22 protein-coding genes and 1 tRNA gene are annotated in these 21,501 nt (G+C 72.3%); 11 read left to right on the top strand and 12 right to left on the bottom strand.

Annotated features, from left to right (window positions below):
- Positions 1 to 2 precede the first annotated feature (2 nt).
- Positions 3 to 161 carry a hypothetical protein gene (locus tag V7S47_RS05465; protein ID WP_336560615.1) on the top strand — a complete coding sequence of 53 codons (159 nt, stop codon included), beginning with the start codon at positions 3 to 5 and terminating at the stop codon, positions 159 to 161.
- Here V7S47_RS05465 and V7S47_RS05460 read toward each other — a convergent pair.
- Genes V7S47_RS05460 through V7S47_RS05450 form a run of 3 tightly spaced genes read right to left on the bottom strand, consistent with a single transcriptional unit; the run spans position 146 to position 2,035 of the window.
- The gene (locus V7S47_RS05460; RefSeq protein ID WP_336560614.1) at positions 146 to 628 is read right to left on the bottom strand and encodes a DUF2505 domain-containing protein; all 483 of its coding nucleotides are present in this window, start codon (positions 626 to 628) and stop codon (positions 146 to 148) included. The two genes, V7S47_RS05465 and V7S47_RS05460, sit on opposite strands and share 16 nt — an antisense overlap.
- A 1-nt stretch (position 629) precedes the next feature.
- Positions 630 to 1,121 carry a DUF2505 domain-containing protein gene (locus V7S47_RS05455; RefSeq protein ID WP_336560613.1) on the bottom strand — a complete coding sequence of 164 codons (492 nt, stop codon included), beginning with the start codon at positions 1,119 to 1,121 and terminating at the stop codon, positions 630 to 632.
- Between the two features lie 8 nt (positions 1,122 to 1,129).
- A complete protein-coding gene (locus V7S47_RS05450) occupies positions 1,130 to 2,035 on the bottom strand; it encodes a hypothetical protein (RefSeq protein ID WP_336560612.1) in 906 nt (301 codons plus the stop codon).
- Between the two features lie 149 nt (positions 2,036 to 2,184).
- On the opposite strand from V7S47_RS05450, the gene V7S47_RS05445 reads away from it, so the two are divergent.
- Positions 2,185 to 2,982 (top strand): tryptophan 2,3-dioxygenase family protein, encoded by a 798-nt coding sequence (locus tag V7S47_RS05445; RefSeq protein WP_336560611.1) that lies wholly within the window; start codon positions 2,185 to 2,187, stop codon positions 2,980 to 2,982.
- A gap of 26 nt (positions 2,983 to 3,008) precedes the next feature.
- Here V7S47_RS05445 and bcp read toward each other — a convergent pair whose 3' ends face one another.
- A complete protein-coding gene (bcp, locus tag V7S47_RS05440) occupies positions 3,009 to 3,491 on the bottom strand; it encodes a thioredoxin-dependent thiol peroxidase (protein WP_336560610.1) in 483 nt (160 codons plus the stop codon).
- 109 nt (positions 3,492 to 3,600) lie between these two features.
- Here bcp and V7S47_RS05435 point away from each other — a divergent pair, with 109 nt between their 5' ends.
- The 6 genes from V7S47_RS05435 to V7S47_RS05410 are packed head-to-tail and all read left to right on the top strand — an operon-like array spanning position 3,601 to position 6,697.
- Entirely contained in the window at positions 3,601 to 4,287 is a 687-nt protein-coding gene (locus V7S47_RS05435) for an energy-coupling factor ABC transporter permease (protein ID WP_336560609.1), read from the top strand.
- Entirely contained in the window at positions 4,284 to 4,619 is a 336-nt protein-coding gene (locus V7S47_RS05430) for a PDGLE domain-containing protein (RefSeq protein ID WP_211752985.1), read from the top strand. Before V7S47_RS05435 ends, V7S47_RS05430 begins: the two co-directional genes overlap by 4 nt.
- Positions 4,619 to 5,302: a cobalt ECF transporter T component CbiQ gene (gene cbiQ, locus V7S47_RS05425; RefSeq protein ID WP_336560608.1), complete on the top strand. Its 684-nt coding sequence runs from the start codon at positions 4,619 to 4,621 to the stop codon at positions 5,300 to 5,302. The genes V7S47_RS05430 and cbiQ overlap by 1 nt, the downstream gene beginning before the upstream one ends.
- Entirely contained in the window at positions 5,299 to 6,060 is a 762-nt protein-coding gene (locus V7S47_RS05420; protein ID WP_336560607.1) for an energy-coupling factor ABC transporter ATP-binding protein, read from the top strand. Before cbiQ ends, V7S47_RS05420 begins: the two co-directional genes overlap by 4 nt.
- Positions 6,061 to 6,114: 54 nt before the next feature.
- The gene (locus tag V7S47_RS05415; RefSeq protein WP_090857807.1) at positions 6,115 to 6,369 is read left to right on the top strand and encodes a DUF3618 domain-containing protein; all 255 of its coding nucleotides are present in this window, start codon (positions 6,115 to 6,117) and stop codon (positions 6,367 to 6,369) included.
- Between the two features lie 4 nt (positions 6,370 to 6,373).
- Positions 6,374 to 6,697: a GroES family chaperonin gene (locus V7S47_RS05410; protein WP_090857804.1), complete on the top strand. Its 324-nt coding sequence runs from the start codon at positions 6,374 to 6,376 to the stop codon at positions 6,695 to 6,697.
- A 90-nt stretch (positions 6,698 to 6,787) separates the two neighbouring features.
- Here the strand turns inward: V7S47_RS05410 and V7S47_RS05405 are convergent, their stop codons facing one another.
- Positions 6,788 to 7,843 carry a hypothetical protein gene (locus V7S47_RS05405; RefSeq protein WP_336560606.1) on the bottom strand — a complete coding sequence of 352 codons (1,056 nt, stop codon included), beginning with the start codon at positions 7,841 to 7,843 and terminating at the stop codon, positions 6,788 to 6,790.
- Positions 7,844 to 8,021: 178 nt separating this feature from the next.
- Here V7S47_RS05405 and V7S47_RS05400 point away from each other — a divergent pair, with 178 nt between their 5' ends.
- Positions 8,022 to 9,146, top strand: a complete 1,125-nt coding sequence (locus V7S47_RS05400; protein WP_336560605.1) for an inorganic phosphate transporter — start codon at positions 8,022 to 8,024, stop codon at positions 9,144 to 9,146.
- 6 nt (positions 9,147 to 9,152) lie between these two features.
- Here the strand turns inward: V7S47_RS05400 and V7S47_RS05395 are convergent, their stop codons facing one another.
- The gene (locus V7S47_RS05395; protein ID WP_336560604.1) at positions 9,153 to 10,610 is read right to left on the bottom strand and encodes an MFS transporter; all 1,458 of its coding nucleotides are present in this window, start codon (positions 10,608 to 10,610) and stop codon (positions 9,153 to 9,155) included.
- A 102-nt stretch (positions 10,611 to 10,712) separates the two neighbouring features.
- Between V7S47_RS05395 and V7S47_RS05390 the strand changes: the two genes are divergently transcribed.
- On the top strand, positions 10,713 to 11,960 hold the full coding sequence (locus V7S47_RS05390; RefSeq protein WP_336560603.1) for a serine/threonine-protein kinase: 1,248 nt from the start codon (positions 10,713 to 10,715) through the stop codon (positions 11,958 to 11,960).
- Positions 11,961 to 11,973: 13 nt separating this feature from the next.
- Entirely contained in the window at positions 11,974 to 12,627 is a 654-nt protein-coding gene (locus tag V7S47_RS05385; RefSeq protein ID WP_336560602.1) for an SDR family oxidoreductase, read from the top strand.
- On the opposite strand, the gene V7S47_RS05380 is transcribed toward V7S47_RS05385, so the two are convergent.
- The 6 genes from V7S47_RS05380 to V7S47_RS05355 form a co-directional block, all read right to left on the bottom strand.
- Positions 12,615 to 13,295, bottom strand: a complete 681-nt coding sequence (locus V7S47_RS05380; protein ID WP_336560601.1) for a hypothetical protein — start codon at positions 13,293 to 13,295, stop codon at positions 12,615 to 12,617. The two genes, V7S47_RS05385 and V7S47_RS05380, sit on opposite strands and share 13 nt — an antisense overlap.
- 269 nt (positions 13,296 to 13,564) lie before the next feature.
- The gene (locus V7S47_RS05375) at positions 13,565 to 15,250 is read right to left on the bottom strand and encodes a ribonuclease J (RefSeq protein WP_170867081.1); all 1,686 of its coding nucleotides are present in this window, start codon (positions 15,248 to 15,250) and stop codon (positions 13,565 to 13,567) included.
- A gap of 128 nt (positions 15,251 to 15,378) precedes the next feature.
- Positions 15,379 to 18,735: a glycosyl hydrolase gene (locus V7S47_RS05370; RefSeq protein WP_336560600.1), complete on the bottom strand. Its 3,357-nt coding sequence runs from the start codon at positions 18,733 to 18,735 to the stop codon at positions 15,379 to 15,381.
- A 171-nt stretch (positions 18,736 to 18,906) separates the two neighbouring features.
- The gene (locus tag V7S47_RS05365; protein WP_336560599.1) at positions 18,907 to 19,566 is read right to left on the bottom strand and encodes a TetR/AcrR family transcriptional regulator; all 660 of its coding nucleotides are present in this window, start codon (positions 19,564 to 19,566) and stop codon (positions 18,907 to 18,909) included.
- An 89-nt stretch (positions 19,567 to 19,655) separates the two neighbouring features.
- A tRNA-Lys gene (locus V7S47_RS05360) sits at positions 19,656 to 19,728 on the bottom strand.
- A 60-nt stretch (positions 19,729 to 19,788) separates the two neighbouring features.
- Positions 19,789 to 21,384 carry a phytoene desaturase family protein gene (locus V7S47_RS05355; RefSeq protein WP_336560598.1) on the bottom strand — a complete coding sequence of 532 codons (1,596 nt, stop codon included), beginning with the start codon at positions 21,382 to 21,384 and terminating at the stop codon, positions 19,789 to 19,791.
- Positions 21,385 to 21,501: the final 117 nt, after the last annotated feature.

Below are 21,501 nucleotides of genomic sequence, written 5' to 3'. Positions count from 1 at the left end.
TCGTGGTGCTTCCCCTGCACATGGGTGCGCTGCACCCGGTCGAGCAGGCGCTGACGCTGGCGCTGGCCTTCGGCCCGTTCGTCGTGCTCGGGATCGTCGTCGCCGTACGCCGTCGGCAGGACCGCACCGCCGAGGCGGCCGAGGATCAGCGGGACAGGTAGTCTCGCCCGACCTCGTTCTCCCGCTGCAGCGCCTTCAGCAGCAGGTCGCCGATCAGGCCCTCGATCTTGCCGCCGACCAGCGGGATGCCGACCTTGATCTCGAGCGACACGGTCTCGGTGGTGCGGCCGCCGCTCTCCTCGAGGCGGACGGTGCCCTTCATGTCGCCGGGCTTGCCGGGGATCGTCACGTAGATGTCGCCGCGCTCGGCGTCGGTCCAGATCTCCTTCTGGACGATGTTGATCTCGTCGCCGACGAACTTCTTCGCGAACGTCGGGATGCCCGTCGCCGCCTGGACCTGGTCGACGACGACCTCCTTGCCGGCGCCCGCCGGGGTCACCGAGACCGTCTGTCGCAGCACGTGCTGGCGCTCGCAGACCTCCTCGCGGAAGGCGGGGTCGCCCAGCATCGCGGCCACGGCGGCCAGCGGGGCGTCGTACGTCAGCTCGTGCTTGATGCGCCTGCTCATCTCACTTCTTCCCGGTCGTGTTGCGGAGGTAGGCGACGCCCACCTCGTGCTCGGCGTCCATGCCAGCGGTGATCTTCTCGGCCAGCAGCCTCTCCAGCTTCCCGCCGATGAGCGGGACCTTGATCCGCAGCTCCAGCTCGACCACCTCGCGGGTGCCCGTGCCCTCCGCGGACAGGGTGATGCTGCCCGCCACCGACGACGGCTTGCCGGGGGCGTCGATGCGCAGGCTGCCGCCGAGCTGGTCGGGCCACTCCTCGCGCTGGATCGCCTGCGTCGAGTCGCCGGCGAACGCCTTCGCGAACGACGGCAGGTCGTCGGTGCGCTGCTGCTGGTCGATGGTCAGCGTGAATCCCTCCCCGCTGCGCTCCAGGGTGACCTCCGCGGAGATCACGTCCTGAGCCGCGCAGGCCGCCTCGCGGAACGACGGGTCGGCCAGCATGGCGAACACCTCCGCGGGCGGGGCGTCGTACACGAGCTCGTGTCGGAACCTCATGGCCGACATCATGCCCGGCTCTGGCCGACCCCCGTGCACGACCTCATCGCCGACTCGAAGGAGTCCACGTCGCTCATCTCGATGGTGCGGCGCGGCGGGGGAGGGCGGTAGGTCCACGGCTCACCGACGCGGAAGAACTCCGTCAGGAGGTGGGAGCTCTGTCCCGGGGGCCAGGCACTGCGCGCCTGGCGCCGCATCCGCCGGGTCAGGTAGCCCGCCTCGTCGGCAGCGGTGACGAGGTCGTCGTAGTCGACCGACCAGCTCGTGATCCGGTCGCCGGTCAGGTAGAACTCGGCCGGCACCCGGGCGAGCGAGTCGAACGGGATGCCGAGGGAGCGCTGCACGCCACCGCCGAGCAGACCGGCCGCGGTGTAGAGATCGGTCGAACCGACCAGGCTCCCGTAGCCGTTCAGCTGCGTGACCTCGGCGGTCAGGAGGCCGGCGACCTGCGGTGGGAGCCCGACCCCCGGGGTCACCGGAAGGTCGAGGCCGGTGACGTCGCGGACGACGTCGGTGTCGGGGTGGATCCAGCACGTCCGGTCGGGCTGTTCGCTGCCCGCGAGCGCGGTGACGGCGAACCAGGCGTCGGTGTCGGTGGACCGGACCTGGAGCTCCACCCCGTCCCCGCCGATCCTGAACGAGGAGGTGTACGCAGCGCGCAGCGCGACCAGGTCGTAGGTGCCCCGGTGCTCGTACTCGATCGTGCGGCCACGGGGGTCGTCGAGCCGGACCAGGGTCTGGAACTCGCCGTACTGCGCGTCGTAGAGGTCTCGCAGCGCGCGCCGGAGGGCTCGCCGCGCCGCGGTCGGGCCCGCCGGTTCGGCCCGCCGGGAGTCGGCCGTGGGAGTGGCGGCCGGTCGGCTCGTGAACCGCCGGTCGGACAGGTCGGACCCGTCAGGCGCAGGCTGGCGCACGGCACCGGAACCCTCGAGCGCGCTGCAGCCCGCGAGGAGCGCCATCACGGCTCCGGCGGCCGCGAGTCGTCGTACCAACGTGGTCCCTCCTTGGTCGGAGCGGCCCATCCTGGCGGTTCACGCGCCCGCAGGTGGGAGAGTTGGCGAACATGACCACCGAGAACTTCGTCTCGTTCGGGGAGCAGGGGGCGCAGCTGACCTACGGCAGCTACCTCCGGCTGCCGCAGCTGCTCGACGCCCAGCACCTGGAGTCGGACCCGCCGGCGCACGACGAGCTGCTGTTCATCACCATCCACCAGGTCTACGAGCTGTGGTTCAAGCAGCTGCTGCACGAGGTGACCGCGGCCCGCGACGCGATGCTCGACGGGGAGCGGCTGTGGTGGGCGCAGCACCTGCTGCAGCGGGTGCACGTGATCGAGCGGACCCTGGTCCAGCAGGTCGACGTGCTGGAGACGATGACCCCGCAGGACTTCCTGGAGTTCCGGCAGCGGCTGGCTCCGGCGAGCGGCTTCCAGTCGGTGCAGTTCCGGGAGTTGGAGTTCCTGTCCGGCGCGCAGGACCCGTCGTACCTCGAACGGTTCCGGGGGATCACCGACCTGGAGCGGTCCCGCCTCGACCAGCGGCTCGTCGAGCCGACGCTCTGGGACGCCTTCCTCCGCGTGCTGGTCGCGCACGGCCTGGCGGCCGGCTCGGACGACGAGGTCGCCGACTCGATGCGGACCGTGGCCCACGACCGCTCGCAGTACGCCGTGATCTGGGCGCTCGCCGAGGCGCTGCTGCAGCACGACGAGCTCGCCGCCAGCTGGCGGGCGCGGCACGTCGTCATGGTCGAGCGGATGATCGGCGACAAGTCCGGCACGGGTGGGTCGAGCGGATCGACGTACCTGCGCTCGCGGGTGCCGCTGAAGTACTTCCCGGTGCTGTGGGAGCTGCGCTCAGCGCTCTGAGCGGACCACCGGTGGTGGCAGATCGGTCAGGCGTCGTTGAGCTCGAGGTCCTTGCGGAGCTTCGCGACGTGGCCGGTGGCCTTGACGTTGTACTGGGCGAGGAAGACCTTGCCGTCCTCGTCGACGACGATCGTGGAGCGGATGACGCCCTCGACGACCTTGCCGTAGAGCTTCTTCTCGCCGAAGGCGGCGTACTCCTTCATGACCGTCTTGTCGGGGTCGGAGAGGAGGCGGATGGTGAGGGACTCCTTCTCGCGGAACTTCGCGAGCTTCTCGGGCTTGTCGGGGGAGATGCCGAGGACCTCGTAGCCGGCGGCCTGGAGCGAGTCGAGGGAGTCGGTGAAGTCGCAGGCCTGCTTGGTGCATCCGGGGGTCATGGCGGCGGGGTAGAAGTAGACGATCACCTTCTTGCCGAGCAGGTCGCCGAGGGCGACCTCGGCGCCGGTGTCGTCGGTGAGGGTGAACTCCGGGGCGGTGTCACCGGGGGTGAGGCGGGCGGCGTCGCTCAACGTTCGTCTCCTGGTCCTGGACGCTTACTGCAAATGGTGTGCAACAGCGATAGTGTCGATGCGTTCGGGTACGGACCCGAATCTACCCACGACCGCAGGAGCACCCACCGTGCACGTCCCCGACGGATTCCTCGACGCGCCGACGTCGGTCGCGACCGGTGTGGTCGCCGCCGGGGTGGTGGGCCTCGCGCTCACCAAGGCCCGCAACGAGCTGGACGACCGTACGGCGCCGATGGCCGGCCTCGTGGCCGCCTTCGTCTTCGCCGCCCAGATGATCAACTTCCCGGTCGGGGCCGGCACCAGCGGTCACCTGCTGGGCGGGGCGCTCGCGGCGGTGCTGGTCGGGCCGTGGACCGGCGTGCTCTGCATCTCGGTGGTGCTGCTCGTCCAGGGCCTCTTCATGGCCGACGGCGGCATCACCGCGCTCGGCACCAACATCACCCTGATGGGCGTCGTGGGCGTCGCCACCGGCTGGCTGGTCTTCGCGGGCGTCCGCGCGGTCCTGCCGAAGAAGCTCGGCAGCATCGCGCCCGCCGCGGCCGTCGGAGCGCTGCTCTCGGTGCCCGTCGCCGCGACCGTCTTCACGCTGCTCTTCGCGATCGGCGGGCAGGCGCCTGTCGAGACCGGCAAGGTCCTCACCGCCATGGTCGGCTGGCACCTGCTCATCGGGGTCGGCGAGGCGGTGGTCACGTTCCTCGTCGTCGGCTCGGTGGTCGCGGCGAGGCCGGACCTGGTCCACGGGGCGCGCGGCCTGCTGGCCGGGCGCGAGCTCGAGATCCGGAAGGTCGCCGCATGAGGAACCGTCGCTTCTTCGCCGCCTTCCTGCTCGTGGCCCTGCTGGTGGCGGGCGTCGCCAGCTACTACGCCAGCAGCCACCCCGACGGCCTCGAGTACGTCGCGGGCAAGACCGGCTTCCTCGACTCCGCCGAGGACAGCCCGACCGCCGACAGCCCGCTGGCTGACTACCAGACCTCGGGGGTCGACAACGAGCGCCTCAGCGGCGGCCTGGCCGGCGTGGTCGGCGTCCTGCTCGTGCTGGGGATCGCCGGCGGGCTGGCCTGGGGTGTGCGCCGTCGTACGCCTGCTGAGGAGACTGTCGCCGACGACAAGGACGAGGCCACCGTCTAGTGGGAGCCGGTCACGGCCACCGCCTGCACTTCCACGGGCACAGTCCGGTCCACCGGGCGCCGGCGCACCTGAAGCTCCTCGCGCTGCTGGCCTTCGTGCTCGTCGTGGTGGCCACGCCCCGCGAGTGGTACGCCGCGTACGCCGGCTACCTCGCCGCCCTCCTCGGCGTGATCGCGCTGAGCCGGGTGCCGTTCGGCTACCTCGCGAAGCGGATGGTCGTCGAGGTGCCGTTCGTCGTGTTCGCGCTGCTCGTCCCGTTCGTCGCGACCGGTCCGCGCACCGAGGTGCTCGGGCTGACCGTCTCCGAGCCCGGGCTGCTCGCCGCCTGGGGACTGCTCGCGAAGGGCACCCTCGGCGTGCTCGCCTCGCTGACCATGGCGGCCACGACGGAGCCGACCGCGGTGCTCGCGGGGCTGCAGCGGCTGCGGATGCCCGAGCTGCTGGTGCAGATCATGGGCTTCATGATCCGCTACCTCGACGTCGTCACCGCCGAGATGGGGCGGATGATGGTGTCCATGCGCTCCCGCGGCTGCGAGCCCCGCTCGCCCCGGCACTGGCCGGCCCTGGCCCGCTCCCTGGGTGCCCTCTTCATCCGCAGCTACGAGCGCGGGGAGCGGGTGCACCTCGCGATGGTGTCCCGCGGCTACACCGGGAAGCTGCCCTCGCCGGAGGAGCAGGCATGACCGCCCCCGTCCTCGACGTGCAGGGCCTGGCCTACGCCTACCCCGACGGTCACCAGGCCCTCTTCGGCGTCGACCTGCACGTCCACCGCGGTGAGCGGGTCGCGCTGCTCGGGCCCAACGGCGCCGGCAAGACGACCCTGGTGCTGCACCTCAACGGCATCCTCACCGCGGGTGCCGGCACCGTCGCCGTGAGCGGTCTCCCGGTGGAGAGGAAGCACGTGCAGGAGATCCGACGCCGGGTCGGGATCGTCTTCCAGGACCCCGACGACCAGCTCTTCATGGCCTCGGTGCGCCAGGACGTCGCCTTCGGGCCGGCGAACCTCGGGCTCAAGGGCGAGGCGCTGCAGCGGCGGGTCATGCACGCCCTCGACCTGGTCGGCATGGCCGACTTCGCCGACCGGCCGCCTCACCACCTCTCCTTCGGCCAGCGGCGCCGGGTCGCGGTCGCGACGGTCCTGGCGATGGAGCCCGAGATCCTGGTCCTCGACGAGCCGTCGTCCAACCTCGACCCGGCGTCGCGGCGCGAGCTCGCCGACATCCTCCGCTCGCTCGACGTGACCGTGCTGATGGTGACCCACGACCTGCCGTACGCCCTGGAGCTCTGCCCGCGCTCGGTCGTCCTGAGCGAGGGCACGGTGGTCGCCGACGGGACGACGTACGACGTGCTGACCGACGACGCGCTCATGCGCGCCAACCGGCTGGAGCTGCCGTTCGGCTTCGACCCCCGGACCACAGGCATGGCGCCACCGGCCGGTTGATAGCCTCCACCCGACCCGATCACCGGGCGACCGGCGGCCCCGAGGAGACGAGAAGTGAGCAAGGACAAGGACACGTCCTCCCTCGAGCGCGAGATCGAGGAGACCCGCGAGCGCCTGGCCACCACGATCGACCAGCTCCTCTACCGGTCGAGCCCCAAGACGATCGTCGGTCGCGAGGTCGCCTCGCTGAAGGCGCACTTCGTCGACGTCGAGACCGGCCAGCCGCGCACCGACAACATCCTCAAGGTCGTCGGCGGCGTGGTCGGCGCCGTCGTCCTGGTCGTCGTGGTCCGGAAGGCCCTGAAGTAGCCCGATGAGCGACAAGACCCCCATCAAGATGCTGCACGACCGCATCCTCGTGGAGGTCGACCGCGACGCCGGGGAGCGCCGGTCGACCGGCGGCATCGTGATCCCCGCGACCGCGGCCATGGGGGCCAAGCGGCTGGCCTGGTCCAAGGTCGTCGCCGTCGGCCCGCAGGCGCGGGCGGTCGTCATCGGCGATCAGGTGCTCTTCGACCCCGAGGACAAGTCCGAGGTCGAGGTGCACGGCGAGACGTACGTCGTGATGCGCGAGCGGGACGTGCACGCCGTCGCGGCCGACCGGCTCGGCGACGAGTCCACCGGCCTCTACCTCTGAGCCGACCCCCGTCACGCCACGAGGGCCGGTCCCCCTCCCGGGACCGGCCCTCGCGTGGTGCTGCTCCCTCCCAGGAGCGGGTGCTGCAGGTCAGCGACGCTTCTTCTTCGGCGCCTTGACGACCTTGACCACGAGGTTCTTGGTGACCGCACCGGTGACGAAGTCGGTGTCGGGGGCCGCCAGGCGGTAGGTGACCGTGCCCGGCCGGGTCTCCTTCGGGAAGGTGACCTTGATGGCCCCGTCGACCTTGGCGACCGTCTTCACGGCGGCCCACCGGCCGGAGGTCCAGCGCTGCAGGACGACGGCCGAGAGGTCGACGTTGGCGAGGACCACGGTGTCGGCGGCGACCGTCGTACCGACCCGGACCTTGACGGTGCTGGTGTTGAACCCGGAGATGCTGGTGACCGCCTGCGGCACGTCGACCGTCTCGGCCTTGCCGTCCGAGCCGACCAGGCAGTTGAGGGCGCCCTGCCAGTGGTAGTTGGTGCCGGCGACCTGGATCCACTCGACGGTGAACCAGCGCAGGCCGCTGGTCGGGTACGCCGGGTGCTGGGCGTAGGGGAAGCTCGTCGTGCCCGACCAGGTGCCCTCGTTGTTGTGGTAGTTGAACGTGGTCCGCCCCAGGTTGCTGTTGAAGCGGATGTTGACGTCGTTGGACTGCCCGGCCGGGATGTTGGCGGGGTAGCGCACGGTCAGCGCGTCACAGGTCGGAGCGGCGTAGGTCCAGTTCCAGTCCCACGGGTTCAGCGCGGGAGCCGGGGTCGAGGGCAGCTCGGGCGCCTCGTCCGGGACGGACGGCTCCTGGCCGGGCTCGACGACCTCGGTGGAGTCGGTGGCGATCCAGGCGTAGGAGTAGTGGGCGATGCCGGCCGCGCCCCGGATCACGGTCCAGGTGACGGGGGCGGCGAGGTCGACGTACACGGGGGCGGCGGAGCCGGCCTGCACGCAGTAGCCGGTGACCAGGTGGCCCCCGGGGGCGATGGCGGCGACGGCGCGCGGGGTGCCGCTCGGGTCGACCTGGCCGGAGCTCAGGGTGGCGCAGGACGAGACGGCGGCCGTGGCGGCGGCCGGGCTGGCGGCGCCGGCCAGGACCGGGGCCAGCGCGAGGGCCGCGGCGGCGACGAGGGCGGTGGTACGGAATCGCATCGGATGCTCCGAGACTGTCGGGGGGAGAACAGGAAAAGCGTGACATCGGATCGAGACCTCAACGAGAGGGTTCGGCGAACCTACTGACGGTCTTGACGGCGTCTTGAGGTTTTGTTGAGCAAACTCTCCCGATGCCGGGGATTCGGGTCCCGTTCACCCGGGAGGTCACCGGGACGGCATGGACCAGACCCTGCTCGCCGTGATCGGCGTCGTCGCGCTCGCACTGCTCTTCGATTTCACGAACGGCTTCCACGACAGCGCCAACCAGGCCTCGACGATCGTCGCGACCCGGGTGCTGCGGCCCCGGGTGGCGGTGGCGTGGGCGGCCTTCTTCAACTTCATCGCCTTCCTGTTCTTCGGTACGGCCGTCGCGAACTCGGTGGGCGAGGTCGTGGACTCCGCCACCGTGGGAGTTCCGGTGGTGTTCTCGGCCCTCGTCGGGGCGATCGTGTGGAACTACCTCACCTGGTGGCTCGGACTGCCGTCCTCGTCCTCGCACGCGCTGGTCGGGGGCCTGGTCGGCGCGGGCGTCGCCGCGGCGGGCACCGACGCCATCGCCTGGGGCGAGGTGCGCACGATCGCGATCTTCATCGTCGTCTCCCCGGTGGCGGGCGCCGTCGTGGCGTACGGCGTCGGCCGGTTGGCCCGGCTGCTGGAGCGCGGGACGTCGCTGGAGGACGACTCGCGCACCTGGAAGGGGCTGCAGCTGGTCTCCTCGGCCTCGATGGCGCTCGGGCACGGGGCGAACGACGCCCAGAAGACGATGGGGGTGATCGCGGCGCTGCTCGTCGCCACCGGCCACCTCGCCGGCGCCTCGGGGGAGATCGAGATCCCGCTATGGGTGGTGCTGGCCGCGCACGGCGCGATCGCGGCGGGGACGCTCTCGGGCGGCTGGTCGATCATCCGGACCATGGGCATGCGGATCACCGAGCTGCGCCCGGCGTCGGGCTTCGCGGCCGAGACCGGGGCGGCGGCCGCGGTGTTCACGAGCACGCTGCTCGGCGTCCCGGTGTCGACGACCCACACCACGGCCGGGGCGGTCACCGGAGTGGGCCTGGCCTGGCCGCGGCAGGCCGTCCACTGGGGGATCGCGGGCCGGATGCTGGTCGCCTGGGCGGTCACGGTGCCCGCGGCCGCGCTGGTCGCGGCGACGGCGTACTCCCTGACCCGGTTGCCGGCCGCAGGTGAGATCCTGGCCATCGGCGCGCTGCTGGTCGGCCTGGCCGTGGTGCTCGTCGTCGCCCTGCGGCGCTCCGTCGGGGTGGCCGACATCGACCGTGAGCTGGCCGGGGCGCCGGCCTAGGCGCCCCTAGGTCTGCTGCGTGCTCGCCGCGGGGACGTAGCCGAGCTCCGCGTTGTCGGCGTCCTCGAGCGGTCCGCTGGTGCCGGAGCGCCGCAGATCCGGCACGAACGCGGCGCCGGCGGCCGCGAGCAGCATGGCCAAGCCGAGCACGGCGAAGCCGACGGTGTAGCCGGACTCCTCGGGGATGCCGAGCGGGCCCACCTGGGCGGTCACGATGCCGGCCATCACGGCCGAGCCGAGGGAGCCGCCGATGGTGCGGATGTTGGCGTTCATGCCGCTCGCGACGCCGGTCTGCTCGGGCGGCACGGACATCACGACCACGCCGGCCAGGCTGGAGAAGACCAGGCCGGAGCCGACGCCCTGCAGCGTGGTGGCGGCGTACAGCTGCCAGGTCGCGTCGTGCCACAGCGCGATCGAGAAGAACGCGAGGCCGGTCAGGACGGCGCCGGTGAGGATGACCCGTCGGGCGCCGAAGGACCGCACCAGCCGGGCGGTGCTGAACCCGACCACGAAGCTGGCCAGGGCCGAGGGCACCAGCAGTCGCCCGGACTCGCTGATCGTCGCGTCGAAGCCGTAGCCGGCCGCCGTCGGCGTCTGCAGGAACTGGGGCAGGAAGCCGAACGACGCGAACGTGCCGAAGCCCACGAACAGGGCGACCAGGTTGGTGGTCCAGACGCCGCGCAGTCGCATCATCCGCATGTCGATCATCGGGACCGGGACCCGGCGCTCGACCAGCACCCAGGCGGTCGCCCCGACGGCGGCCAGGACGAAGAGGCCCAGCACCCGGGCCGAGGTCCAGCCCCAGGTGTTGCCCTCGCTGAGGCCGAGCAGCAGCGCCACCAGCCACACCGCGAGCAGGACGGCGGGCAGGACGGGCAGCCGACCGGGCGTACGGACGGGGGACTCGGGCACGTAGAGCAGGGCCGCCAGCGCGGCCAGGCTGGTGGCGATCATCGGCAGCCAGTAGAGCCAGTCGTAGCCCAGCGTCCCGACGATCGGTCCGGCGAGCACGATCCCGGCGCCGAAGCCGACGGCGGTGAGGGAGGACAGCACGCTGATCGCCGTCGTCATCCGCTCGCGGAACTCGTCGCGGATGATGCCGAACGCCAGGGGCAGGACCCCGCCGCCCGCGCCCTGCACGACGCGCGCGACGATCAGCCACTCGATGCTCGGCGCGAGGGCCGCGACCAGCGAGCCGGCCGCCAGGGCGGCGAGGGTGATCACCAGCATCCGGCGCTTGCCGACCGCGTCACCGAAGCGGCCGAGGAGCGGGGTGCAGATCGAGGCGGAGAGCAGGTACGCCGTCAGCACCCACGTCGTCGTCGCCTGGTCGGTGCCGAACTCGCGCTGCGTCTCGGCCAGCACCGGCACCACCAGCGACTGCAGCAGCACGAACGAGATGACCGCGACCGTCAGGACGGCGAAGGTGATCGGACGGCTGCCGCGGGCGGCGAAGGGGGACACGGTGCTCCTCGAGAGGTGGTTGCGCCCGACAACCAAGCGCCTCGGGAGAACTCTAGCCAGTTCGACTGGCTACGAGGGCCGTCGCGAGGGCACTGGAGCATCGTGAGCATCGGTCCCGGCACCCTCCTGCGCGACCGCTACGTGCTGGGCGAGGTCCTGGGCCGGGGCGGGTCGGCGGACGTCTACGCCGCCGAGGACCGATTGCTCCACCGCCCGGTGGCCGTGAAGGTGCTGCGCGACTCGCCGGACACCGAGGCCGACCGTGCGCGATTCGCCGCCGAGGCACGGGTGCTCGCGCGGCTGTCACACCCGGGGCTGGTGCTGCTGCTCGACGCCGGCACCCAGGGGGAGCATCCCTACCTCGTCCTGGAGCTGGTCGTCGGCCGGACCTGGGCCCAGGAGCTCGCCGGGCGGGCCGTGGACGCACGGGAGGCGGCGCGGGTCGGAGTCCAGGTCGCCGCCGCGCTGGCCGCAGCGCACGCGGCCGGGGTGATCCACCGGGACGTGAAGCCCGGCAACGTCCTGGTCGACGCGTCGGGCCGAGCTCGGCTGGCCGACTTCGGCATCGCCCGGCTGGTCGACGAGAGCCTGCGGCACACCCGCACCGGCTTCACGGTCGGCACCGCCGCCTACCTCGCCCCCGAGCAGGTCCGCGGCGACGAGGTGAGCGGCGCGACCGACGTGTATGCGCTGGGGCTGGTGCTGCTGGAGGCGGTGACCGGCGAGCGGGCCTACCCGGGCACCTCGGTCGAGGCCGCGTTCGCCCGGCTGCGCCGCAACCCGACCATCCCCGTCTCGCTGCCCCGCGGCTGGCCCCGGCTGCTGGCGGGCATGACCGCGACCGATCCGGTCGAGCGGCCGACCGCGGTCGAGGTCGCGGACCGGCTCGCCGCGCTGGCCGACCCGGACGCGGAGACCGTCGTACCCGACGAGGCGACGGCGGCGGTCGCCCTCAGCGGGCGTCGGCGTGCGACCTGGGTCCCGGCGGCCGGGATCGCTGCTGCGCTCGCGCTGCTGATCGCCGTCGCCGGTGTGGTGGGTCGCTCGGATGGCCCCGAGCAGGCTGCGGCGGCGAAGCCCACGCCGAGCGCCGCGGCCACGCCGACCGTTCCCGACCCCTCGCCCACGGTGGCGGCAGCGGCGGTGGTCGTCCCGGACGCGGAGCCGGCGCGAGCCGCCACGACGAAGGCCGCAGCGAAGAAGACCGCGGCGAAGAAGACTGCGGCGAAGAAGACCGCAGCGAAGAAGACCGTGAAGCCCCGACCGGGCAAGGCCGTCAAGAAGGCGAAGAAGGCGAAGAGGAAGGCCGGTCAGGGCAAGGGGAAGTCGCAGGGCAAGCGACGGCCCTGACTACGGTGGGCCCATGAGCACGCGTGCGGTGGTCGTCGTCGGCGCCGGCCCGGGGGTGAGCGGGTCGCTGGCCCGCCGGTACGCCGCCGACGGCTGGTCGGTGGGTCTCCTCGGCCGCAACGGCGAGCAGGTGGCGTCGCTCGCTGAGCTGCTCGGTGCGTCCGGGGTACGGGTGGAGACGGAGATCGTCGACGTGACCGGTCCCGAGGCGGCGGACGCCGTACGACGGGTCGCGGAGCGGCTCGGCCGCGTCGACGTCCTGCACTTCAACCCCAGCGCGTTCCGCGAGCGGGACCCGCTGGAGCTGAGCGTGCCCGACCTGCTGGCCGACGTCGCGTTGGGCGTCGGTGCCCTGCTGACCGCCGTGCAGGCGGTCCGGCCGCTGCTGGTCGAGGGCGGCCGGATCACGGTCACCGGCAGCATGGCCGCCGACCGGCCCTGGCACCGCGCGGCCTCGCTCGGCGTCCAGAAGGCCGGTGTCCGCAACCTGGTGCACAGCCTCGACGCGACCCTGCGCGACGACGGGATCCGCGCGGTCTCCGTCACCGTGAACGGCACCCTCGGGGGCGACGGGCCGTTCAGCCCCGACCGGGTGGCCGAGGCGCTGGTCGCCGCGGCCCGCCAGGACGAGGGCGACTGGCGCACCGAGGTCCCCTACGACGGGTAGCGGCCGCCTCGGCGCCGGAGCCACCCCAGGCCGGCGACCACGCCCAGCAGCAGGACGCCGAGCACGGCGCCCACCTGCAGCAGCGCGCTCGTTCCGGTGCCGCCGTTCCCGGCGTGCTCGCCCAGGGTCCAGTCGTGGCGGGTCTGCTCGCCGTCGTACACCGCCCGCTGGCCGGCAGGCCCCGTCGCCAGCGTCCGGTACGCCGGGTGCAGGTCGGTGAGCATGGTGACCTCGACCGCCGCGGTGGTGACGTCGTCGGCGCACGTGAAGTCCAGCCGCACCCCGGCGGTCGCCAGGTCGTCGTCCGCCGTGACCTCGCCCGCGCAGGCGGCGCCGTTCCCCTCCACCACGACGTGGTCCAGCAGGTAGTCGCGGAAGGCGGGTGCGGCGGCCAGGGCAGCGGCGTCGTCGTCCTCGTAGGCCACGGCGCCGTCCAGCAGCACCCGGTCCTCGGGCAGCACGCCGAGGGAGACGGCGAGCAGCGTGAGGTCGTCGGTGCCGCCGACCTGCCAGTGGACCCGGACCGTGCCGGGGTCGCCGTCCGCGTCGACGGTCACCTGCTGCGGCGGGCCGAAGGGATGGGCCCGTGCCGGGCCGGCGACCAGGACCAGGAGGGCGGCCAGGGCCAGGACCAGGGCGGCGCGGCCGCGGGGCGGGGCAGTCGACAAGGAGGTGCTCTCCGGTGCGGTGGCGAGGTGCCGGACGGGCACCGGGGGGAGACCCTCCCGGGTGCGGGAGAACGATCCCGTCCGGGTCCCTGACCGCTGGCCGACGAGCAGGTGAACGCTCGGAGGGTCCGGTGAGGGGCGCCGCCGGGCCGGGTCGAGAGTTTCGTCGGCTGGCCGACAGACCTCCTGCCGGGACGACGAAGGTTCATCGTCCAGGCGCGAGGTTCATCGGCCAGCCGATGAAACTCACGCCGCCCGTGCGGCGCCCGTCAGGCGTCGACGACGATGGTGATGATCAGCGGGCTGCGGCGGTACTTCTTGTAGGCCCAACGCCCGACCTCGCGGGTGATCATCTGCTCCAGCTGGTGGGCGTCACCGATGCCCTCGGCGGCGGCCCGGGCCAGGGTCTTCTCGACGACCGGGATCGCGGCGTGGAACGCGTCGGGCTCGTGGACGAAGCCACGGACCAGGAAGTCCGGCTCCTCGGCGAGCGTGCCGTTGTCGGCATCGACCAGGGCGAGCACGGTGACGACGCCCTCCTCGGCGAGGGTACGGCGGTCCTTCAGCGTGGTCTCGGTCGCGCCGCCGACGGTCTGGGCGTCGACGTAGACGTTGCCGGCCGGGACCTTGCCGGTGATCTTGGCGCGACCCTTGACCAGGTCGACGACCACGCCGTCCTCGGCGATGATCACGCGGTCGGGGGCGACACCGGTCCGGATCGCCAGGTCGCCGTTGGCCTTCAGGTGGCGCCACTCGCCGTGGACCGGCATCACGTGGGTCGGCCGGACGATATTGTAGCAGTAGACGAGCTCGCCGGCGCTGGCGTGGCCGGAGACGTGCACCTTGGCGTTGCCCTTGTGGACCACGTTGGCGCCCCAGCGGGTGAGGCCGTTGATGAGGGAGGAGATGGCGGTCTCGTTGCCGGGGACGGCCGAGCTGGCCATCAGCACCGTGTCGCCCTCGCCGATCCGGATCTTGTGCTCGCGGTTGGCCATCCGCGCGAGCGCGGCCATCGGCTCGCCCTGCGAGCCGGTGCAGACGATCGCGACCTTCTTGGGGTTCATCCGCTCCAGCTGCTCGAACGGGACGACGAGGCTCTCGGGGTAGCGCAGGTAGCCGAGGTCGCGGGCGACGCCCATGTTGCGCACCATCGACCGGCCGACGAAGGCGACCTTGCGGCCGTGCGCCTCGGCGGCGTCGAGGACCTGCTGGATGCGGTGCACGTGGCTGGCGAAGCTGGAGACGATGACGCGGCGGGGCGCCGTACGGAAGACGGTCTCGATGGCGGGCGTGAGCTCCCGCTCGGACATGGTGAACCCGGGGACCTCCGCGTTGGTGGAGTCCGTCAGGAACAGGTCGACGCCCTCCTCGCCGAGGCGCGCGAAGGCGCGGAGGTCGGTGATCCGGTCGTCGAGCGGGAACTGGTCCATCTTGAAGTCGCCGGTGTGCAGGACCAGCCCGGCCCGGGTGCGGATCGCCACGGCGAGCCCGTCGGGGATGGAGTGGTTGACGGCCAGCAGCTCGATGTCGAAGGGCCCCAGGGTGAGGCGGTCGCCCTCCTTGACCTGGTTGAGCACCGGCTTGATCTGGTGCTCCTTCAGCTTGGCGTCGATCAGCGCCAGCGTCAGGCGCGAGCCGACGACCGGAATGTCGCGCCGCTCCCGCAGGAGGTACGGCACGCCGCCGATGTGGTCCTCGTGCCCGTGGGTGAGCACCACGGCGACCACGTCGTCGAGCCGGTCCCGGATCCAGGTGAAGTCGGGGAGGATCACGTCGATCCCCGGCTGGTGCTCCTCGGGGAACAGCACACCGCAGTCGACGATCAGCAGCTTGCCTCGGTGCTCGAAGACGGTCATGTTGCGACCGATCTCGCCGAGGCCGCCGAGGCCGACGATCCGCAGCCCGTCAACGGGGAGTTTGGGGGGACGCTGCAGCTCGGGGTGGGGATGGCTCACCACCCCACGTTAGTGGAGTCCTCCGACGCGGGGCCCTCCGGCCGGGGTTTCCCGGCGCGGTCCGGGTAGCGAGGGGCCCCGGCAGCGTCTGTGCTGCCGGGGCCCGCCGCGCACGTCGGGGGGTCAGATCATCGACGTCGGGACTTCGCGACGGCGACCCTGGTCACCGCCCGATCGGCCCGGTACGACGCGTCGCCGCTGTAGCGCAGCACCACCGTGACCCTCCCGGGGCGCGTCGCCCGCGACAGCTTCACGCGCACCGTGGCGACGCCGTCGACCACCCGGGCCGATCCCAGCTCCTTACCGTGTCGGAGCACGCGGACCCGCCCGCTCGGCTGCCCGCCGGCAGGGGAGCTGACCCACACCCGCAGGCTGAAGCGCCTTCCGGCGACAGCCTTCCGCGGGTGCTGGCCGACCTTCTGGACGCGCGTCACCTTCTTCACCGGCGCCGAGGACCGGGTCGGGGCGACCCGCTGGCGGGCATCCGGGACCAGCCGCACCGGCCCCAGCAGTCCGGTGGCCTGGGTCGTGGCCCCGAGCAGCGTCCCGATGCCGAGCGAGGTGGCCTTGTTGCGCAGCGTCGAGCGGAACTCGACCCGGAGCTCGTTGTGCCCGGGCCGGAGGAACCGCGTGACGTCGATCTGCGAGACGGCGGTGACGTCGGGGGTGGCGAGCCGGTCGTTGACGTAGACCTTGACCGATCCGCCCTCGACCCTGCCGAGGTCCAACCGGGTCCCGCGGTCGGCGGTCGTCCACGACCGCGGCAGGTCGACGGTGGTGGTGTAGGTGCCCACCCCGGCGATGTCCTCCAGCTGGTCGATCGAGCGCCAGTCGGCCGGCGTCACGTCGGACAGCTCGACGGTGGGCTGCTCCGACTCGGGTCCGGTGGCCTCGACGCGCAGGTCCCACGTCGTGGCTGGCAGGGCCGCCGGCAGCGTCGGCACGGTGACCGTCGACGCCCGGCCGTCGCTGTAGGTGACGGTGCGCGACCCCGCGGTGGTGCTGGAGACCGTGAAGGCACCGGTGCCGGCGAAGGTGACGTCGGACCCGCCGGCCGAGGTGACGTGCAGGCGCTCGCCTGCCCGGCTCTTGGGGAAGCCGAGCACGGTGTTCTCTCCGGGCGCCAGGGTGACGGGGACGACGACCCGGTCGCCGACCCGCCGGTACTCGGCCCGGGCCGTCGTCGTCCCGGTCCAGAGGTCGAGCTCGCGGGGGCTGCCGGTCGCCGCGAAGGCGATGTCGGTCGTGATCGGCTCCGTCGTCGGGTTGTAGACGTAGTAGAGGTCGGACGACGCCGTCTCCCGGTGCTGGCTGTAGAGCTGGTCACCGGTCGACCACGAGGTGTCGGGACCGACCCCGAGACGATCGAGGGCGGCGCCGACACCGGCGTCGGAGGCGACCCGGCGCACCGACGGCGCGGCGAGGATCCGCCGTACCGCCGCGACGACGCGCGCGTCCGCGGCAGCCGGGTCCGCGCCGTACGTCGCCGAACGGCTCGGGACGTCGCCGACGAGCACCACGGCCAGTCCTGCCTCCGCCTGGGCCGCGACCGCCTCGGCGGCGGCGGGGTCGATCGACCGCTGGTCGACGACCAGGGCCCGGTACGCCGGGCCCTCGGGGTAGAGGACGCCGTTGCCCGCGGCCTCCGGCTCGGCGAGGCCCGCGGAGTCGACGTACTGCAGCTGGTAGCCGCGGGTCTCGGCCGAGAGGCCGTCGAACAGGGCCGGCAGCGGGGCCGAGGCGCCGAGGCTCGGCGTGGCTGCGGAGGTCAGGAAGCCGTCGTAGAGGACGGCGACGTCGCTGCGCGGGGTCCCGGACTGCAGCACGTAGGTGCCGCGCGCCCAGTAGTCGGCCAGCGGCTCCCAGTCGTCCCACTGGGGGAACGTCTCGGCGTTCCACGACTCGGCGACGATGTCGCCGAACCGGCTGGTGCCGGGCCACGCGGCGCGAGGGGTCTGGTAGGCGTAGCCGTGCACGATGGGCCGGCTGATGCCCATCGCCCACGAGGTGTCCATGAGCTGCCGATAGGAGCGCATGGTCGGCATGAAGGCCGGGATGGCAGCCCCGAGCTCGCTGCTGACCTGGGTCTGGCCGCCCTGGTGGGAGCCGCCGACCGCGGAGCGGTAGTGGTCGGCCATGAAGCGCCAGGAACCCTCGTTGGCGGTCAGGACCTCGTCGGGGGCCCAGCCGCCGGCGTTCAGCGACTCGTCGTCCATCAGGCCGCCGGCCCGGGCGAGCTCACGGGCCGCCCGGGTCGTGTTGAGGCTCTCCCCGAACGCCGCCTGGGTGCGGAACTGCATGTCGGTCTCGGCGGCGAACTCGATGAACGGCTGGAGGTGCTCGTCCGCGTAGAGGTCGTCCAGGGTGCGCCAGTAGTCGGTGAGCACTCGCTGCCCGTCGCCGCCCGGGAGGGCGAAGTCGGCCGGCGGAAGCGTGCCGGGCTGACCCGTGTGCTCGAAGGCGAACGCGTACTGGCTCATGCCCTGCATGAAGACCAGGGGCAGGAACTTCCTCAGGTCGTAGCCGCGCCGCTCCTGGAACTGGGTCAGCATGTCGCGAGTCCAGTACTGCGAGGCCGTGTGGTTCTCCAGCGAGTCCTCGAAGTACGCGCCGCCGACGCCCGGCAGGGCCGCCTTGTTCGAGGCCCCGAGCTGGTTGTCCCCGACGTAGTCGGTGGCGGCGCGGGCGCTGTCGGCGTCGAAGAGGTTGGCGACCCCGGTCTTCCCGCCGGATGAGGCGCGGGACCAGAACGCGAAGACGATCCAGTCGCCCGACGGTGCCGTCCAGTCGAGGGTGCCCGCGTCGACCTCGTCGGTGAGGTCGACCATCGAGGCGGGGTCGAGGACGGTCGACCTCGCCGGCGGCTCGTTGGCCGTCGTCACAGCCGGACCACGGCTGGTGACCCGGGCGGCGGTCACGGCGACCAGGGTCGCCGTCCGGTCGGTCACGCCGTCGAACGCTGTCGGGAGGGCCCCGCTGAAGGTGTCACCCCCGGCGACGTCGACCCGGCCGTACTGCAGCTCGAGCTCGGCCAGTCCGCTGGCCTCATCGGTGGCGGGGGTCGAGACGGGCCAGGCCGCGCCGAGGGTCATGTCGAGCTGGAAGTCGTGCTCCTCGGCCCAGTCGATCGCCGCACCGAGCGCGTCGCGCTGGGCGGGGGTGGCCCAACTGCTGGCGTCGTAGGCGATCTCGGCACCGCCGAAGCCGGCGTCCCGCATGTGCTCCAGGTCGGCGACCGTCTGCTCGGCGGTCAGCGGGGCCGCCCACCACCAGCGCATCATCGGCCGGAAGCCCGCCGACGGGTTCGTGAAGGACGAGGCGCTCGTCAGCGGGTCCGGGGCAGGGGTGCTGAAGGCGAGGGGCGCGACCGCCGCGGCGGTGCCGGTGCTGGTCGCGCCGGGCGTGGCTCCGACGACCAGCGACGTCGCGATGACCGCGCAGGCGCCGTACGTGCCGGCGGCGCGGAGCCGGGGTGTTCTTCTCATGCAGGTTCATCCGTTCTGAGGGACGCGTGACCACGTCGGGAGTGGAACGTTTCAAGAAATGTGACGTGCGTCATCGTCACTTAGTGCTGACACCCTGTCAATGGTTGACCGTTAAGGGTATGACGGACCGACGGTCGGCGACGTGCGTCGCCTTCCGGGGAGAGGGGAGGCCTACGAGCTGGCGAGCGTCTTCTTCCAGACGGCGATCATCGCGGCGTAGGTTGCGCGGGCCGCACTGTCGCGGCCGTCGGTCCAGTCGTCCTGGATCTGGAGTCGCTGGATCACCCCGAGCATCGAGGTGGAGAGGGCGCGCCACGTCGTCTCGACCGGGAGGCTCGGGTCGATGGACCCGTCGAGCTGCCCCGCTCGCAACAGGTCGTGCATGCCGCCCTCGCCGTCGGCGGGCGGGGCGAGCGGGTGCTCCTCGCGGTCGGCCGCGCTCATCCGGTGCACGCGGAAGCTGAAGTCGTAGAAGCTCGTGAACCGCAGGGTGGCGGGGTCGGCCGCGAAGATCTCGAACGAGGCCTCGAAGATGCGGAGGAGCCTCTCGAGCCCGTCGGTCGGCGGCGGGCCGCTCGCGAGGTCCTCGGCGATCCGGCGGCCGAGATCGGTCACCACGCGCTGCTGGGTGACGGCCACGGCAGCCTCGAGTGAGGTGAACTGCTTGTAGAACGTCTGGCGGCTGATCCCCGCGCGCTGGGCGACCTCGGCGACGCTCAGCCCGGACGGGTCCTCGGCGACGACGGCGATGATGGCCGCGGCCACGGCCGCCTCCTGCTCGCCGCGCAGTGCCTCCCACCGTGGGGATCGGGCACGCGGCGCGGCAGTCACGCCCGCAAGACTAGGGGGCGCCGCGAACGGGGTGGCCGAGAACGACAAAGCCCCTGACCAGCGTTTCCGCTGGTCAGGGGCTTGATCTGTACGCCATCAGGGACTTGAACCCCGAACCCGCTGATTAAGAGTCAGCTGCTCTGCCAATTGAGCTAATGGCGCCCGGTGAAGCGAGAAGAACAGTACCAGCGCGCGGCAGTGGGGAAAAATCGCCGTGACATCTCAGCGGGAGGCCAGGACCGCCTGGGCCGCGTTGTGACCGCCGATGCCTGAGACGGCCCCGCCGCGCCGGGCTCCGGACCCACAGAGGAGTACGGCGTCCAGGCCGGTCTGCACGCCCCACTGCTGGGCCGGGGTTTCGAGGCGGGAGCGGTTGGGGGCCCACGGCCACTCCAGGTCGCCGTGGAAGATGTGGCCGCCCGGCATGGCCAGGTCGGCCTCGATCTCCTGCGGGATCTTGGCCTCGATGCAGGGATTGCCGTTCGCGTCGCGCGACACGCAGCTCTCGATCGGCTCGACCAGGTGCTCGTTGAGCGAGGCGATGGCGCGGGCGACGGCGCTCGCCTTGGCGGTGCCGGGGTCAGCGCCGAAGAGGGTCGCGGGGGTGTGTAGGCCGAAGTAGGTCAGCGTGTGCCGTCCCTCTCCGGACGCGCCGAGGATCGAGGGGTCGGTCAGCGAGTGGCAGTAGACCTCGCCGGGCAGCACCGACGGGACCCGACCGGCGGCGGCCTCGGCGTACGCCGTCTCCAGGGTGCTGAGCTCCTCGGCCAGGTGGAGGGTGCCGGCGAAGGCGACCTCCGGGTTGCGCCCCGAGCGGAGCTCGGGCAGCCGGTCGAGCAGGAAGTTGATCTTCAGCTGGGCGCCGACCGGCTTGGCCGCCGGGTCCTCGTCGCCGCCGAGCAGGATGCCGAGCACCCACGGGGCGACGTTCGCGAGCACGAAGCGCGCCTCGACGGTGTGCGAGCGGCCGTCGGCGTCCCAGGTGACCTCGGCGCCACCGTCGCCGGAGGGGGAGGTGCGGATCGCGCTGACCCCGGCCGAGGTGAGGATCTCGGCGCCGCCCTCGACGGCCGATCGCGCGAGTGCGTCGGTGACGGCGCCCATGCCGCCGACCGGCACCCGCCACTCCCCGGTGCCGTTGCCGACCAGGTGGTAGAGGAAGCAGCGGTTCTGGATCAGCGACGGATCGTGCAGCGAGGCGAAGGTGCCGATCAACGCGTCGGTGCCGACCACGCCGCGCACCAGGTCGTCGCGGAACCGCTCCTCGATCGCGGCGCCGAGCGGCCGCTCAACCACGTCGCGCCAGATCTCGGGGTCGACGCGGTCGCGGATGTCGCGTTCGGTGGGCAGCGGGTCGAGCAGGGTCGGCGCCACCACCTCGGCGAGGCCGCCGACGCCCTCGTAGAAGCGGGTCCAGGCGTCGTACTCCTCGTCGGAGCCGGTGAGCTTCGCGAACGACTTGCGGGTCTTCTTGCCCTCCGGCCGCTCGACCAGCAGGCCGCCGTGGACGCCGTCGCGGACCCAGGGGGTGTACGACGCGGTGGTGCGCGAGGCCAGCGCGACGTCGAGGCCGAGGTCGGCCATCAGTCGCTGGGGCATCAGCGAGACCAGGTAGGAGTAGCGCGAGAGCCGGGTGTCGTGGCCCGCGAACGCCTGGGCGGAGACCGCGGCGCCGCCGGTGTGGTCGAGCCGCTCGAGGACGAGCACCGAGAGTCCGGCTCGCGAGAGGTAGGCCGCGGAGACGAGGCCGTTGTGGCCGCCGCCGACGACGACCACGTCGTACTGTCGCCGACTGCTGGTGCTGGTGTCCGATGTCACCGGCCCACCGTAGATGACTAGCCCACCTGACCAGCCCAGCGCGTCGAACCGTCAAAATGAGCGCCGCGCCCCGGGGTGGGATGTGTTTGGATCGAGGCGTCTTATCGCGCTCGGGAG

This window comes from Nocardioides sp. CCNWLW216, assembly GCF_037120545.1.
GTDB classification, from domain to species: domain Bacteria; phylum Actinomycetota; class Actinomycetes; order Propionibacteriales; family Nocardioidaceae; genus Nocardioides; species Nocardioides lianchengensis.
This window is presented reverse-complemented; position numbering and strand designations above follow the sequence as displayed.

Coding starts and splice junctions, on each gene's coding strand:
- V7S47_RS05460 (WP_336560614.1), bottom strand. CDS start 628: ATGAGCAGGCGCATCAAGCACGAGCTGACGTACGACGCCCCGCTGGCC.
- V7S47_RS05455 (WP_336560613.1), bottom strand. CDS start 1,121: ATGAGGTTCCGACACGAGCTCGTGTACGACGCCCCGCCCGCGGAGGTG.
- V7S47_RS05445 (WP_336560611.1), top strand. CDS start 2,185: ATGACCACCGAGAACTTCGTCTCGTTCGGGGAGCAGGGGGCGCAGCTG.
- V7S47_RS05430 (WP_211752985.1), top strand. CDS start 4,284: ATGAGGAACCGTCGCTTCTTCGCCGCCTTCCTGCTCGTGGCCCTGCTG.
- V7S47_RS05420 (WP_336560607.1), top strand. CDS start 5,299: ATGACCGCCCCCGTCCTCGACGTGCAGGGCCTGGCCTACGCCTACCCC.
- V7S47_RS05410 (WP_090857804.1), top strand. CDS start 6,374: ATGAGCGACAAGACCCCCATCAAGATGCTGCACGACCGCATCCTCGTG.
- V7S47_RS05405 (WP_336560606.1), bottom strand. CDS start 7,843: ATGCGATTCCGTACCACCGCCCTCGTCGCCGCCGCGGCCCTCGCGCTG.
- V7S47_RS05400 (WP_336560605.1), top strand. CDS start 8,022: ATGGACCAGACCCTGCTCGCCGTGATCGGCGTCGTCGCGCTCGCACTG.
- V7S47_RS05385 (WP_336560602.1), top strand. CDS start 11,974: ATGAGCACGCGTGCGGTGGTCGTCGTCGGCGCCGGCCCGGGGGTGAGC.
- V7S47_RS05370 (WP_336560600.1), bottom strand. CDS start 18,735: ATGAGAAGAACACCCCGGCTCCGCGCCGCCGGCACGTACGGCGCCTGC.